This window comes from Streptomyces sp. NPDC107454 (assembly GCF_055582885.1).
On record NZ_JBVJPA010000001.1, the window covers coordinates 228,303 to 241,464 of the forward strand.

At 72.6% G+C, this 13,162-nt stretch carries 14 protein-coding genes; 5 read left to right on the forward strand and 9 right to left on the reverse strand.

Annotated elements, in window-relative coordinates; all coding sequences use genetic code 11:
• Positions 1–141 precede the first annotated feature (141 nt).
• Positions 142–978, reverse strand: coding sequence for a hypothetical protein (locus tag ACZ69M_RS00980; protein WP_470045843.1), 837 nt, complete (start codon positions 976–978; stop codon positions 142–144).
• Between the two features lie 303 nt (positions 979–1,281).
• Between ACZ69M_RS00980 and ACZ69M_RS00985 the strand changes: the two genes are divergently transcribed.
• Positions 1,282–1,911 (forward strand): hypothetical protein, encoded by a 630-nt coding sequence (locus ACZ69M_RS00985; RefSeq protein ID WP_470045844.1) that lies wholly within the window; start codon positions 1,282–1,284, stop codon positions 1,909–1,911.
• Between the two features lie 29 nt (positions 1,912–1,940).
• Here the strand turns inward: ACZ69M_RS00985 and ACZ69M_RS00990 are convergent, their stop codons facing one another.
• Both ACZ69M_RS00990 and ACZ69M_RS00995 read right to left on the reverse strand, forming a co-directional pair.
• Positions 1,941–2,564 (reverse strand): Uma2 family endonuclease, encoded by a 624-nt coding sequence (locus ACZ69M_RS00990; protein WP_470045845.1) that lies wholly within the window; start codon positions 2,562–2,564, stop codon positions 1,941–1,943.
• Between the two features lie 215 nt (positions 2,565–2,779).
• Positions 2,780–3,889: a mechanosensitive ion channel family protein gene (locus ACZ69M_RS00995; RefSeq protein ID WP_470045846.1), complete on the reverse strand. Its 1,110-nt coding sequence runs from the start codon at positions 3,887–3,889 to the stop codon at positions 2,780–2,782.
• A 273-nt stretch (positions 3,890–4,162) separates the two neighbouring features.
• On the opposite strand from ACZ69M_RS00995, the gene ACZ69M_RS01000 reads away from it, so the two are divergent.
• Positions 4,163–4,699: an HNH endonuclease gene (locus ACZ69M_RS01000; protein WP_067370302.1), complete on the forward strand. Its 537-nt coding sequence runs from the start codon at positions 4,163–4,165 to the stop codon at positions 4,697–4,699.
• Positions 4,700–4,760: 61 nt separating this feature from the next.
• Here the strand turns inward: ACZ69M_RS01000 and ACZ69M_RS01005 are convergent, their stop codons facing one another.
• Genes ACZ69M_RS01005 through ACZ69M_RS01025 form a run of 5 tightly spaced genes read right to left on the reverse strand, consistent with a single transcriptional unit; the run spans position 4,761 to position 9,253 of the window.
• Positions 4,761–5,390 (reverse strand): hypothetical protein, encoded by a 630-nt coding sequence (locus tag ACZ69M_RS01005; protein ID WP_470045847.1) that lies wholly within the window; start codon positions 5,388–5,390, stop codon positions 4,761–4,763.
• Positions 5,387–6,817 (reverse strand): hypothetical protein, encoded by a 1,431-nt coding sequence (locus ACZ69M_RS01010; protein ID WP_470045848.1) that lies wholly within the window; start codon positions 6,815–6,817, stop codon positions 5,387–5,389. Before ACZ69M_RS01010 ends, ACZ69M_RS01005 begins: the two co-directional genes overlap by 4 nt.
• A complete protein-coding gene (locus tag ACZ69M_RS01015) occupies positions 6,814–7,593 on the reverse strand; it encodes an ATP-binding cassette domain-containing protein (protein ID WP_470046335.1) in 780 nt (259 codons plus the stop codon). Before ACZ69M_RS01015 ends, ACZ69M_RS01010 begins: the two co-directional genes overlap by 4 nt.
• Before the next feature lie 41 nt (positions 7,594–7,634).
• A complete protein-coding gene (locus tag ACZ69M_RS01020; protein WP_470045849.1) occupies positions 7,635–8,666 on the reverse strand; it encodes a zf-HC2 domain-containing protein in 1,032 nt (343 codons plus the stop codon).
• A complete protein-coding gene (locus ACZ69M_RS01025) occupies positions 8,663–9,253 on the reverse strand; it encodes an RNA polymerase sigma factor (RefSeq protein WP_470045850.1) in 591 nt (196 codons plus the stop codon). The genes ACZ69M_RS01020 and ACZ69M_RS01025 overlap by 4 nt, the downstream gene beginning before the upstream one ends.
• 330 nt (positions 9,254–9,583) lie before the next feature.
• Between ACZ69M_RS01025 and ACZ69M_RS01030 the strand changes: the two genes are divergently transcribed.
• The 3 genes from ACZ69M_RS01030 (at position 9,584) to ACZ69M_RS01040 (ending at position 12,396) form a co-directional block, all read left to right on the forward strand.
• Complete coding sequence (locus ACZ69M_RS01030; protein ID WP_067370291.1) at positions 9,584–9,823, forward strand: hypothetical protein; 240 nt, start codon at positions 9,584–9,586, stop codon at positions 9,821–9,823.
• Complete coding sequence (malQ, locus tag ACZ69M_RS01035; RefSeq protein ID WP_470045851.1) at positions 9,824–12,052, forward strand: 4-alpha-glucanotransferase; 2,229 nt, start codon at positions 9,824–9,826, stop codon at positions 12,050–12,052. It begins immediately after the preceding gene.
• Positions 12,053–12,156: 104 nt separating this feature from the next.
• Positions 12,157–12,396, forward strand: a complete 240-nt coding sequence (locus tag ACZ69M_RS01040; protein ID WP_054231770.1) for a hypothetical protein — start codon at positions 12,157–12,159, stop codon at positions 12,394–12,396.
• Positions 12,397–12,546: 150 nt separating this feature from the next.
• Here the strand turns inward: ACZ69M_RS01040 and ACZ69M_RS01045 are convergent, their stop codons facing one another.
• Positions 12,547–13,140 carry a TetR/AcrR family transcriptional regulator gene (locus ACZ69M_RS01045; protein WP_470045852.1) on the reverse strand — a complete coding sequence of 198 codons (594 nt, stop codon included), beginning with the start codon at positions 13,138–13,140 and terminating at the stop codon, positions 12,547–12,549.
• Positions 13,141–13,162: the final 22 nt, after the last annotated feature.

Genomic DNA, 13,162 nt, shown 5'->3' on the forward strand with positions numbered 1-13,162 from the left:
AGGCAACAGAGTCGTTACCTGGGCCGGAGGTCCGCATCCTCGCCCCGGACTTCCCCGGACGCACGAAGTCGCCCCCGCCGCAGACGAATCCGTCTGCCGCGGGGGCGACTTGGGGTGAGTCGGGGAGGACCCCGTCCTCGGTTACCTCACGTCGACGTAGTCGCCCGTGGCCGTCGCGGCGCCCGTGGTGGTGGTGCCCGCGAAGCTGTAGCGGTACGAACCGTCGGCGGAGGCCTTGACCGTGGTGGTCAGGGCGCCCTTGGTGCCGGAGGTCACGGTCTTGACCGTGGTGTAGGCCTTGGCGTTCTTGGCCTTGAACTGGAGGGCGACCCGCTGGCCCGTGTAGCCGGTGTAGGTGGTGGTGTCCCAGTCTGCGCGGGTCAGGGCGCCCTTGACGGTGAGGGTCCTGCCCTTCTTCACCGGCTCGGGGGTGGCGTCGGTGGTGAGCTTGGCGGCGCGCTTGACCTGGACGGAGCCGAGGGGGCCCCAGAGGTCGAAGCCGTACTCCGTGCTGACGTGACCGTCGGAGGCGTCGTTGTCCTGGGACGTGCGGCCGTAGAAGCCGGCGGCCTTCCAGGTGGTGGCGTCCGCCGCCTCGTACAGGTAGTCCTGCGGGGCGAGGGCGATGACCTCCGTGCAGGACTCCGTGACCGTGGTGGCGGTCGTGGTCGTCGCGGTGCAGCTCGGGGCGGCGTCGGGCTCCATCTCGTTGTAGATCTTCGAGAGGGAGGCGCCGCGGTAGAGCGTGATGCCCGCGGCGCTCGTCTTGTAGTCGATGACGAGATCGGCCGGACGGGTCAGGGTGTACGTGATCGGAACCTTCACCGTGCTGGTGGTGCCGACAACGATCGCCTTGCCGTTGTTGACCACCACGTTGGAGAAGGTGAGGTCCGGCGTGGCGGCCGACGCGGACGGCACGACCAGGGCGGACAGGGCCAGGGCACCGGAAACGGCGGCGCCTATGGCGAACTTGCGCATGGATTCCCCACATTCGAAGCGGGCCCCTGGGCGTGTAGCTCCAGAACAAGGGCCGCTGTTGGGGCGACAGTAGACGGCCGCCGGATGTGGCTGAAATGCGGGGGGCATGTGAAAGGCGTTAAATTCCGCGGCGGCCTTCAGGCGCATCACGGCTTCGTCACGATCGTCTGACGTGCAGGTGGGAGGGGTGCGGGACTTTGAGGTGATCTGCCCCGTGGGGAACGCTGATGCGCCCTCAAGAGGGGGGCGGCAGAGCCGATATCCGGTCACCTTCACAGGTTCCTGTTCCTAGGATCCGGCCACATGAGGGTGAACCGTTGGGGGAGGTTGTTGGCGGCTTTCTGGCGGGCCGCCGCGGGGCTGTGCATCCCGCTCATGGCGATCCAGCTGATTTTCGGGCTCTGGGACGACGGCTTCTCGTGGGCGGGCGTGGGCCGGCGGTCGGCCGACTGTCTTCTGGCCTGGGGGACCGTGAGTCTCGTATGGGCGGTGGTGGGGTGTCTGCTGTTGTCGAGGCGGGCGCGTGAGGCAGGCGTTCCGCTCGGGGTGGAGGCTCTCGCCGAGCGACAGACGTATCTGCTGCGTCCGGCGGAGGCCGCGGACGGGTGGCAGGAGCGAGTCCGTACGGAACTCACGGCGTCCGAGCGGGTGTTCCTCGTGGCCGAGAAGGGCCGGGAGGAGATCCGGTTCCGGTGGCGGCTGGGGCGGCGTGCGGAGGTGTACGCGTGGGGGGCGATGGTCTTCGACGCGACCTCGGGGACCGTCCTTCTCGACGTGCGGGACGGGGAGCACAACCTGGGGGTGGCGGGGCTGAGGAAGGGGTCGGCCTTCGGTGTGGTGTGCCGGACGGTGGGCCTGGGCGGACTTGTGGCCGTCGGCCCGGTCGCCCCGATCGAGCCGGATCTCTCGCCTTTTGAGGACAACTCCGCTTGAGGTCAACTCCCCTTGAAGGGGAGAGGGGTTCAGGTGGATGAACTGGCGAAGACCGCTGTGTCGAGTGTGGGGTACGGCGCGGGGAGCGGGAGCGGATCGCCCAGGTCGACCTTGATCTCGGAGTCGTAGTACGCCTTGGTGGGGTCGTCACCGGGGAGGATCGGGTCCGTATAGCAGTGGGCCGTCTTCGTGTCGCGGTTGATCAGGACGTAGACGGGGACGCCTGCGGCGGCGTGGGTGCGCAGTCTGGGGCCGGTGTCCGTCTCGTGATTGGTGGAGGTGACCTCGCCGACCAGGGCGATCATGTCGATGGGGTACCAGCCCTTGTGGGCTTTGAGGTACGACTCGTCGAGCTCGGTGGGCTCGCGGCGTAGGGCATAGAAGTCCGGAATGAGTAGGGACATGGTCAGGCCGTCCTTGTCGGCGGCCCGATAGCCGTTCCCCATGCCCACGAGGTGCCCGGCTGAGTCGAACTGAACGGCGAGCTTGAAAGCTCCGTTGTTGTGCTTGTGGTTCGGCTGCGGCGGCACGATGGCCATCCCCTCGACGTACTCGGGTCGAATCGGCGCCACCGACGCCTTTTCGATCGCGATCAACAGATCGATGGGGTCCTGCCTCGTCATGACCGGCTCCGTGATGGGTTCGGCGCTCATCGCTGTTCTCCTCGCCACGTCGATGCCAGGCTACGCCCGTGCTGGGTGCCCCGGCAGAACGATGGGCCGCCCCTGGATGCCTTCGGACCTGGGAACTCCGTACGCATTCATTCGAAGGAGCGTGCCGAACCGTTACGGCGGCCAGGGTGTAGTACATGCGAGGGGGCGACCCCCGGAACACCCGGGTGCCGCCCCCTCGCACGTACGGCCAGGACCTACTTCGGCGCGCTCGACGCGGCCGGGGCCGAGGCGGGGGCCGGGATGGGGGCGGTCGCCTCCGACTGGGGAGAGGCCGGGTTGCCGAGGACCGACGGGGCCGCCACCGCGGCGGTCGGGTCGACGGGCTCCTCCTCCAGAGGTGCCGTGGGGCCGCCCACGATGCGGATGTCCGCGGCGTCGAAGGCGCGCTTGATGCGCCAGCGCAGCTCGCGTTCGACGCTCATCGCCTTGCCGGGCATGGTCTTCGCTGAGACGCGGACGACCATCGAGTCGAGGAGCACGCTGTCGAGGCCCAGGACCTCGATCGGGCCCCACAGGCGCTCGTTCCAGGGCTCTTCCTTGGTCATCGCCTCGGCGACCTCGTCGAGGGTGCGCTTCACCTTGTCCAGGTCCTCGTTCGAGCGGACCGTGACGTCGACGCCGGCCGTGGCCCAGCCCTGGGAGAGGTTGCCGATGCGCTTGACCTCGCCGTTGCGGACGTACCAGATCTCGCCGTTGTCGCCGCGCAGCTTCGTCACGCGCAGGCCCACCTCTATGACCTCGCCGGAGGCGACCCCCGCGTCGATCGTGTCGCCGACGCCGTACTGGTCCTCAAGGATCATGAAGACGCCGGAGAGGAAGTCCGTGACCAGGTTGCGGGCGCCGAAACCGATCGCCACACCCGCGACACCGGCGGAGGCCAGCAGCGGGGCCAGGTTGATCTGGAACGTGCCCAGGATCATCAGCGCGGCGGTGCCCATGATCAGGAAGGAGGCGACCGAGCGGAGGACCGAGCCGATCGCCTGCGAGCGCTGCCGGCGGCGCTCGACGTTCACCAGCAGGCCGCCCAGGGCCGTGCCGTCGACCGCCTGGACCGTGCGGGTCATGCGATCTATCAGCTTGGTGATCGCCCGCCGCACCACCACTCTCAGTACCCCCGCGATCACCAGGATCAACAGGACGCGCAGACCGATCGCCAGCCACGTGGACCAGTTCTGCTCGACCCAGCTGGCGGCGTTGGTCGCGCTCTGCTGGGCGTCCTGAAGCGTGGCGGTCGTCGGGTCCGTCGTCGCCGAGGGGGACGGCGACGGGGTGGACCCCGAGGCCAACAGGGCGGTCAAGAACACGGAAGGTACCTCCAGGTGTAGCGGTCCGCCCGCGGCTCGGGGACATGTGAGGGCAGCGGCGGGCAGAACCACCACACTAACGGGGCAACGCGCGAGGCTCGTTGCAATGTTCGAGGGAGAGACCGTACTCACCTGGGGATGAAAGAGGGTGTGGTCGAAAACACTCCCAGCCCGTTACCGGGACATGGTGGCGCTTCCACCAGGCAAGAGGGGAGACTGACTGCAGATCGTCCCGGCGCGAGCCACGCGCCGCCGGCGTACAAGGAGGCATCCGTGCCGCACGTCCTGGTCCTCAACGCGTCGTACGAGCCACTCGGCGTCGTACCGCTCCGCCGCGCGCTCGTCCTCGTCCTCGAGAACAAGGCCATCTGCCTCGAGGAATCCGGCGCCTTTATGCACAGCGCAACCGTTACTGTCCCCGCGCCCAGCGTGGTCCGGCTGAAGAGGTTCGTACGGGTCCCTTACCGGGGGCCCGTTCCGCTGACCCGTCGGGCACTGTTCGCCCGCGACGGCGGCCGGTGCATGTACTGCGGTGGCGTCGCAACCAGCGTCGACCACGTCATCCCGCGCTCCCGCGGAGGTCAGCACGCCTGGGACAACGTGGTGGCGTCATGCCGCCGCTGCAACCACACCAAGGCCGACCGCCACCTGGTCGAGATCGGCTGGCGCCTGCGCCACAAACCCGCCCCGCCGACGGGGCTCGCCTGGCGCATCATCGGAACGGGGCATAGGGACCCGCGCTGGCTGCCCTACCTGCAGCCGTACGGCGCGGAGGATGCGATGGCCCGGATCGACGGCATTTCCGCCTGACGATCCGGGCCTTTGTGTTCCCCCGGCCCCGGTACCCGTAGTCCGCCCCGTGCGGCCCCGCTCAGCCGCGGGGTCCTTCGGGGCGGGCGCCGCGCACCGCGTAGAGTGCCGAGCCCAGTACGTAGAGTGCGAGGGCGGCGGCCCAGGCGCCGGCCTGTGGGCCCGGCTGCATGGGCCAGGTGAGGATTGTCTCCCCGCTCATGCGCGGCGAGGCGGCCGACAGGTACACGGCGCTGAAGTACAGCATCGTCGGCATCCAGCTCGCCCGGGCGCCGAACAGCACCGCCCCGGCCGCCGTGATGCCGACGGCGCCCAGTGTGTTGCGGACCATCCCCGCCGAACCGAACACCTGTGCTTGTCCGGGTACGGCGAGCGCGAGCACCGTCGCCGCGAGCGCGGTGAGGACCAGCAGATGAGCCAGGCGTCTCGGCCACCAGGGGCGTACGGCGGTGTCGTCCAGGTCCCGCGCGTAGGAGTGGAGGCTCAGCCCGATCGCCGCCGAGGCCAGCAGCGGGGCGAGGGAGAGCAGCGGGACCCTGCGGTACGGGTCGAGGAAGGCGTCCGGGCGGCCCGCCACCCAGAGGGTGAGAAGGGCGGCACAGGCGAACGCGGCCAGGGTGGTCGGGAGGGCGCGGGAGCGGGCGTAGAGGGCGAGCCCGGTCGGCGGGGTGACGCTGCGCGGGGAGTTCACAGGGACGGGACCTCGCTCGGGTTCGGGTCGCAGTCGTGAGCCGTGGCGAAGTAGCGGCTGAGCAGGGCGCGGCGCTCGTCGCCGGTCATGGCGGTGAGGTGCGCGTACGCCTTGTCCTCGGCGCGGAACGTCGCGAGTTCCTTCGTGTCACCCTGCCGCCGGGCGACCGCCACACTGTGCTTGCGCAGGTCTTCCTGACCGGAATCCGGGGCCAGCCAGCGCAGGACCACCGTGTCGGTGACCCGCACCCGCTGCGCGGACGGCGGCTCCTCGCACTCCGGGCGGACCAGCAGCACGGCGGCCTCCCAGGCGTACCGCTGCGGATCGGTCACCTTGCCGCGGACGGCGCTCCAGCCGAACGGGGTGAGCATCGGCAGTTGTGCCTCGTCCTCGCGCGGGGAGCGCGGCAGGTCCTCGAAGCGCACCGGCAGGTTCCGCACGCCCTTCAGCCGGCCGGTGAGACCGGACAGCGCGTGGGCCACGTCCGGCAGCATGCCCGGGTGGACGGCGTTGACGCAGACACGCGGGGTGGTGGAGTCGTCGCACACCTGGCGGTGGGCGAGCGGGTTGTCGCGCAGCATGCCGTCGCCCGTGTGGACCAGGACGACCGCGGCGCCGACCGCGATCGCGAGCGGCAGCAGCGCGGTGGCCCGGCGGTACGAGGCATGGGCCAGGGCCGCGGTCGCGGCGAGCCCGGCCGGCCACAGGGCCGATACGAGCGGGTACCACCAGACCGGGACGTCGTCGTCGCCGACCAGGCTCAGGTAGGCGGGGGCGAGGCCGTGGAGGTCCGACTCGGAGAGACCGAGGGTGCCGTACAGGACGTATCCGCAGATCGCGAGCGTGGGAGCGGTCAGCCGCCAGGGCAGCAGCCGCCCGGCCACCTGACCGAGCAGCGTGCACGCGGCGATCGAGAGCGCGGCCCCGGCGAAGACGGTCGGGACCGGGCCGCCCGCCGACGCGTACGGCGCGCAGGCGAGCAGCACGCCGGCCACCGCCACGAGGTAGGCCGCCGCCAGCCAGCAGGCGAGCGGCAGGGCGGCCGTCAGGAGCTGGGCGAGCGGCGTACGAGCGGTCGAGGCCCGCAGTTCCGTCATCCGCAGCCGCCGTTCCCGGCCGCCCTGCCATGCGCCGGCCGCGAGCGCGAACGGAACGCCGATCACGCCGGCCGCGGTGCTCAGCTTGCCCGTCGTCACACCCCAACTGCCCTGCCACTGCGCCGATGTGGCGGCGAGCGTCCAGGCGAGAGCGAGCAGCAGCGCCCCGGCCGCACAGGGGGCGAACCCGCGCAGGGACTCGACCCGGAAGGGGTGGGGGGCGGAACCCGCTCTTTGGACGGAACCCGCTCTCCGGACGGAACCTACTCTCCGGGCGGGCGCCTCCGGGGGCGGCGCGTGCTCCCCGTGGGGCTGGATGCGTACGTTCACCGGGCTGCCCCCGTCGAGGCGCGGTGGCCGCGCAGGACCGTGGTGTAGCCGCGCTCGGTCGCGTTGCCGTCGGACTCGTGGCCGTCTGCGCCGAGGGCGGCGAGGGACTGGGGTGTCCCGCGGTAGGCGACGTGGCCGGCCTCGATCAGGGTGACGTCCGTGCAGGCCGCGGCCACGTCCTCCACCAGGTGGGTGGAGACGATCACCGTGGCGGTCCGGCCCAGCTCCCGCAGCAGCGCCCGGAACTCCACGCGCTGCTCGGGGTCCAGACCCGCGGTGGGTTCGTCGAGGAGCAGGACGCGGGGGTCGTTCACGACGGCCTGGGCGATGCCGACGCGCCGGATCATGCCGCCGGACAGCGTTTTGACCTTCGCGTCGATACGGTCGGCGAGCCCGACCCGGGCGACGGCGTGCTCGACCGCGGCCGGGGCGGCAGCGGCCGGTACCTCCTTCAGCCAGGCCACGTACGCCACGAACTCCCGCACCGTGAACCCCGGGTAGTACCCGAAGTCCTGTGGCAGGTACCCCAGTTCGCGGCGGACCGCAGCGCGCTTGTGCCGGTGACGGAGGTCGCTGCCGAGCATCCGCACCCGGCCCGCGGTGGGCTCCGCGATCGTCGCCAGGACCCGGATGAGGGAGGTCTTGCCCGCGCCGTTGGGGCCGAGCAGACCGTGGACGCCGGGGCCGAAGTCCAGGTCGACGGCGTCCAGCGCGGTGGTCCTGCGGTGCCGCACGGTCAGCCCCGAGACTCGTATGGAAGCGGTCGCGGCGCCCATGGCGTCGTCCGTCGTCGAAGTGCCGGGCCTGCCACGGGGGTTCACATCGTCTCCAGACGGTCGTACGCGGAACGGCGCGCGGCGAGGAGGAGGGCACAGAGCGCGGCCGCGGCGGCCCAGCCCCACTGCGGCGAGGCTCCGGTGAAGTAGAGGGAGAGTTGCTGCGCGAGACGGGCTGTCAGGCCGGGGTCGGGGGCCGTGAGGAGGGGCGCCGCAAGGGCGAGCAACCAGCCGCCGCCGACCACCGCGGAGGCGGTACGGCAGCTCACGTACCCGGACAGCGCCAGCGTGGCCAGTGTCAGGGCGAGCCCAGGCAGCAGCCAGGCGGCCGCCGCGGGTGCCTGTGGCAGGCGCGGGTCGGTGGCGGGGAGCAGCAGCCCCGCCAACGTCAGCAGCGGCACGCTCACCGCGAGTACGGCGGCCGTCCGCATCAGCATCAATCGCAGGCCGCCGGAGGGCGACGTCGCGACGATCTCGTGCAGTGGATCGGCGTGCCGCCCGTACGAGAGGGCGACCCCCGCCACGGGCACGACCGGAGCCACGGCCAGCAGCAACGGCCGTGTGCCGTCGAAGCCGCCGCCGTAGGCGAGCGCGAGCGCCCCCACGGCGACCAGCGCGACGGCCCCCGCCCAGGCGCCGCGCAGGGCGGGCCCGGCCGCCCAGAGGATCCGCCCGAGCCGCCCCCCGACGGCTCGGGGGCGCCTTGCGGCGGCGGGTGCGGTCGGTACGGTCGGTACGGGGGGTGCGGTCGGTACGGCGGGGACGGAAGGTGCGGTCGGCAAGGAGTGTGCAGTCGGTACGGCGGCGGGGGTCGGCGCCGACGCGGAGGGCGAGGCGGCCGTCGCGTGCCCGGCCGCCGTGGCCGGTGCCGACTCGAGTACCGCCGTCAGCACCGCGTCCCGCACCTCCGCGAGCACCGCCCCCGCCGCCCCCTCCCGGGCCGCGCGCGAGACCCGCGCGGCGCACGTGCCGCAGCCTTCCAGGTGTTTCTCCAGGGACCAGGCGTCCGTCTCCGGAAGGGAGCCGTCCGAGTAACGGGCGACGACGTCGTCGGACGCGTGCCAGCCGGTCATGCCGTGCCTCCCAGCAGCGAGGGGTCCAGGAACGGGGCCGAGGGCGGATTCAGGTGCGCGAGCGCCGCGCGGAGTTCCGCGCGGGCGCGCCTCGCCCGGGTCTTGACCGTGCCCTCCGGGATACCGAGCAGCCGGGCGGTCTCGCGGGTGGTCAGCCCGTCGACGACCGTGGCGCGCAGCACCTCGCGGAGTTCGGGCGAGATGCGGTCCAGGGCCGTGCCCACGTCCCCGTACTCCAGGCCCGCCAGCACGCGCTCCTCGGCGGAGGGCGCGGGCGCGGGCGCCGTGTACTCGACGCGCTCGGCCCGCTCCTGCACCCGCCGCGCGTCGACGAGCCGTCGTGCCGCGATCGTCCACAGCCAGCCGCCCGCCTCAGCGCCGCGGTGCGCGGCTGCCGACCGCCACACGGTCACGAAGGTGTCCTGCAACACCTCCCGCACGACCTCGGGATCGCCGCACCGCCGTGTCAGCCGTGTGTGCAGCCACCCGGCGTGCCGGTCGTACAGCGCGGCCATCGCCGCCGAGTCCCCGTCCGCCACGGCCCGCAGCAGCGCCGCGTCCGTCACGTCCTCCCGGTGGCCCCCCATGGGGCGGAACAGTCTCACACCCTGTCTATCGGCCCCCGCGAGCCCATCGGTTCACACCACGGCACATCGCTTTACGGCAGTCCCGAGCCGTCGCGAGCAGTCCTGAGCAGTGCCGAGCCGTCCGGCGCGCCGCGTCCCCCGCGCCGCGTCCCGCACGCCGCGTCCCGCACGCCGGCACTCGCGCGTGCCCGCGCGCCGTGTGGAGCGCTCCCGCGCCGGGTACGGTCTGTGACCAAACGCACCTTGTCCGTCCTCGTACGTCTGCCCCGGCGTCCGCTGGGTAGAGCTGCGGTAACCCGCTTCCCGCCGTACGACGACAAGGAGACCCCCGTGGCCGCATCGGCACACCTTCTGCTCTCGGCCCTCTCCAAACGCCCGACGGAGCCCTCCGTCGAGCCCCACGTATGCGTCTTCAGCGCCGAGGGCTCCTCCGCCGAACCGCCGCTGACCAGCGAACCTCCCCTCCCCGACGCCGAGCCGCTGACCAGCGAACCGCCGCTGGCCGACGCCGCGCACCTGACCAGCGAGCCCGTCTCCACCGGCGCCGCCACGGACATCTCGGGGGTATAGATGGCGCCTCGCCCGCCCGCGGACCGCTCGCCCGTCGGTTCCTCGCCGGCCGGCCCTCCCGACCCGCACGCACCGCTGGCGCGGCTCGCCGCACTGCACGGCGTCGCCACCTCCTACAGCCCCTCCCCGGACCGTACGGTCGCGGCCACGGACACCGCGGTCGCCCTGGCCCTGGCGGCGCTCGGCGTCGACGTGAGCACCCCGGACGCCGTCCGCGCGGCCCTCGCAGCCAAGGAGGCCGAGACACGGGAGCGGCTGCTGCCGCCGACGGTGGTGTGCTGGGGAAACAGCCCGCCCGCCGCGCTCGCCGGACTGCCGACCGGCACCCGGCTGCGCATCACCACCGAACAGGGCGAGACCCGCGCCGCCGCCGAGCAGCTCCCGCCCGGCGTCCACACCCTGCACGCCACCGCCCCCGACGGCCGCACCGCCGAGGCCCACCTCGTCGCCGCCCCCGCCCGGCTGCCCGCGCCGCCCGGACGCACGTACGGACTCCTCGTCCAGCTCTACTCCCTCCTCTCCCGGCACTCCTGGGGCATGGGCGACCTCGGCGACCTCGCCGAGCTCACCGCCTGGGCCGGCCGGGCGCTCGGCGCAGGATTCGTGCAGGTCAACCCCCTGCACGCGGCCGTACCCGGCATCCCCACCGACCCCTCCCCGTACCGGCCCTCCTCCCGCCGCTTCCCCGACCCGGTCCATCTGCGGGTCGAGGCCATCCCCGAGTTCGCCTACGTCGACGACCCGGACCGGGCAGGGGCGCTGCTGGAGCGCGCCGAGCGACTGCGCGAATCCGTGCTCCACAAGGGCGCGTTGATCGACCGCGACGCCGTGTGGGAACTCAAGCGCGAAGCGCTGGAACTGGTGCACGCGGTGCCGCTCGGCCCCGGCCGGCGCGCCGCCTACGTCGACTTCCTCGCCGAGGAGGGCGAGGCGCTGGAGGACCACGCCACCTGGTGCGCGCTCGCCGAGGCGTACGGCCCCGAGTGGCAGCGGTGGCCGGTGGGCCTGCGTGACCCGCGCTCACCCGAAACCACCCGCGCCCGCGGCGAGTTGATGGACCGCGTCGACTTCCACAGCCGCCTCGCCTGGCTCACCGACGCCCAGCTCGCCATCGCCCAGCGCTCCGCGCGCGACGCCGGGATGGCGGTGGGCCTCGTGCACGACCTCGCGGTCGGCGTGCATCCCGGCGGAGCCGACGCCTGGGCGCAGCAGGAGTACTTCGCGGCGGGCATGTCCGTCGGCGCGCCCCCGGACGCCTTCAACGCACGCGGCCAGGACTGGGGTCTGCCGCCCTGGCGCCCGGACCGCCTCGCCGCCTCGGGCTACGCCCCCTACCGCCGTCTTCTGCGCGCCCTCCTCCGGCACGCGGGCGCCCTGCGCATCGACCATGTGATGGGCCTGTTCCGGCTCTGGTGGGTGCCGCAGGGACAGCCGCCCACCGAGGGCACGTACGTCCGCTACGACGCCGAGGCCATGCTCGCGATCCTGGCCCTGGAGGCCTCGCGGGCCGGGGCCCTGGTGATCGGCGAGGACCTCGGCACGGTCGAGCCCGGCGTACGCGAGACGCTGCACGAGCGCGGGGTGCTCGGCACCTCGGTGCTGTGGTTCGAACGGGACTGGGACGGCGACGGGAAGCCCCTGCCCCCCGAGCGCTGGCGCCCCGACTGCCTGGCCACCGCCACCACGCACGATCTGCCGCCCACGGCCTCGCGGCTCACCGGCGACCACGTCGAACTCCGCGACCGGCTCGGCCTGCTCACCGGCTCCCTGGAGGACGAGCGGACCGCGGCCACGGCGGACACGGGGGAGTGGCTGGCGCTGCTCGCCCGCCTCGGGCTGCTGCACGGGGCGGGCGACGCGGGCTCGGCGGTGTCGGAGGAGGCCGAGATCCAGGCCGTGCACCGCTTCCTGCTGCGCACCCCGGCCCGCATGATCGGCGTGTGGCTCCCGGACACGGTCGGCGACCGGCGGCCGCAGAACCTGCCGGGCACGTGGGACCAGTACCCGAACTGGCGGCTGCCCATCGCCGACGCGGAAGGCCGCCCGGTGACCCTGGAGGAGCTGGCGGCCTCGCCGCGGCTGTACGCGCTGATCGACGTGCTGCGGGGACGGGCCGGGGGTCGCGGTGGACGTGATGGCCGCGCGAGCGATGACCGGGGGAGCGACGAAAGGGGGAGCGGTGAACGGGGTGATGGTGGGAGCGCGCGTGGGCGTGACGGAGGCGTGTGAGCGGACGTGACCGAGGGGTGTGAGCGGGGCGGCCGAGCGGGGGTGCGGTCTCCGTACGGCACCCCGGGCGCGCGACTCATTCAGGTGTTCGCTACGTTTGCACCGTGGACAAGAAGAACGCCCTGCGCGCCGGCGCCCTGGCTTCCGGTACGACGCTGATGATGCTGCTCATGTCGTCCCCCGCGCTCGCGCTGACCCGCGACGACGGTGACGACCCCGGCAAGGGCCTGAGCGTGATCGAAACGCTCGGCCTCTACGTCGTGACGCCGATCGTCCTGTTCCTGGTCATCGCGGGCCTCGTGATGGTCCTGGACAAGTCCGACAAGCAGCCCAAGCGGACCTGATTCCGGCTCGCTTCCTGAAGCCCCGGCCGCGCGCCGAGGCCTGGATCCTTCTCGATCGAGGGAGTCCGCGCACCCACCGGGTGCGGGGGCTCCCTCGACGTGTTTTCGGAGTCCCTCGACGTGTTTTCGGGGAAGCTCTTTCGGGGCCCGTCACGGATGCGGCGCCGTGAGATACCGCTGCACCGTCGGCGCCAGCCACGCCACGACCTCTTCGCGGGGCAGCGCGACGGCGGGCGGGAACCGCAGGACGTAGCGGGCCATCGCCATGCCCAGCACCTGTGAGGCGGTCAGCGCGGCCCGTGCCGGCGCCTGCTCCGGGTCGGGGCACACGCGCAGCGTGACCGGCAGGAGCTGGTCCCGGAAGATGCCCTGCATGCGCGCGGCGCCGTCCGGATTGGTCACGCCGACCCGCAGCAGCACGGTGAGGACCTCGTTCTCCTCCCAGAGGTCGAGGAAGTGGCCCACCAGGACGCGGCCCACCTCGTGCGGGTCCAGTCCGTCCGGGCCCGGCAGCCGCAGGTCGACGTCGAGGACCGCGGCGAACAGTCCCTCCTTCGAGCCGTAGTACCGCATCACCATCGACGGATCGATCCGTGCGTCCTTGGCGATCGCGCGGATCGTGGCGCGCTCGTATCCGTCGGCGGCGAAGCGTTCGCGCGCGGCGGTGAGGATGGCGGTGCGGGTGGCGTCCGAGCGGCGGGCCGCGGGGGACGGGGCGGGTGCGGGGGGTTCCTTGTCGGGCATGCCAACAACCGTAGGCCAACAC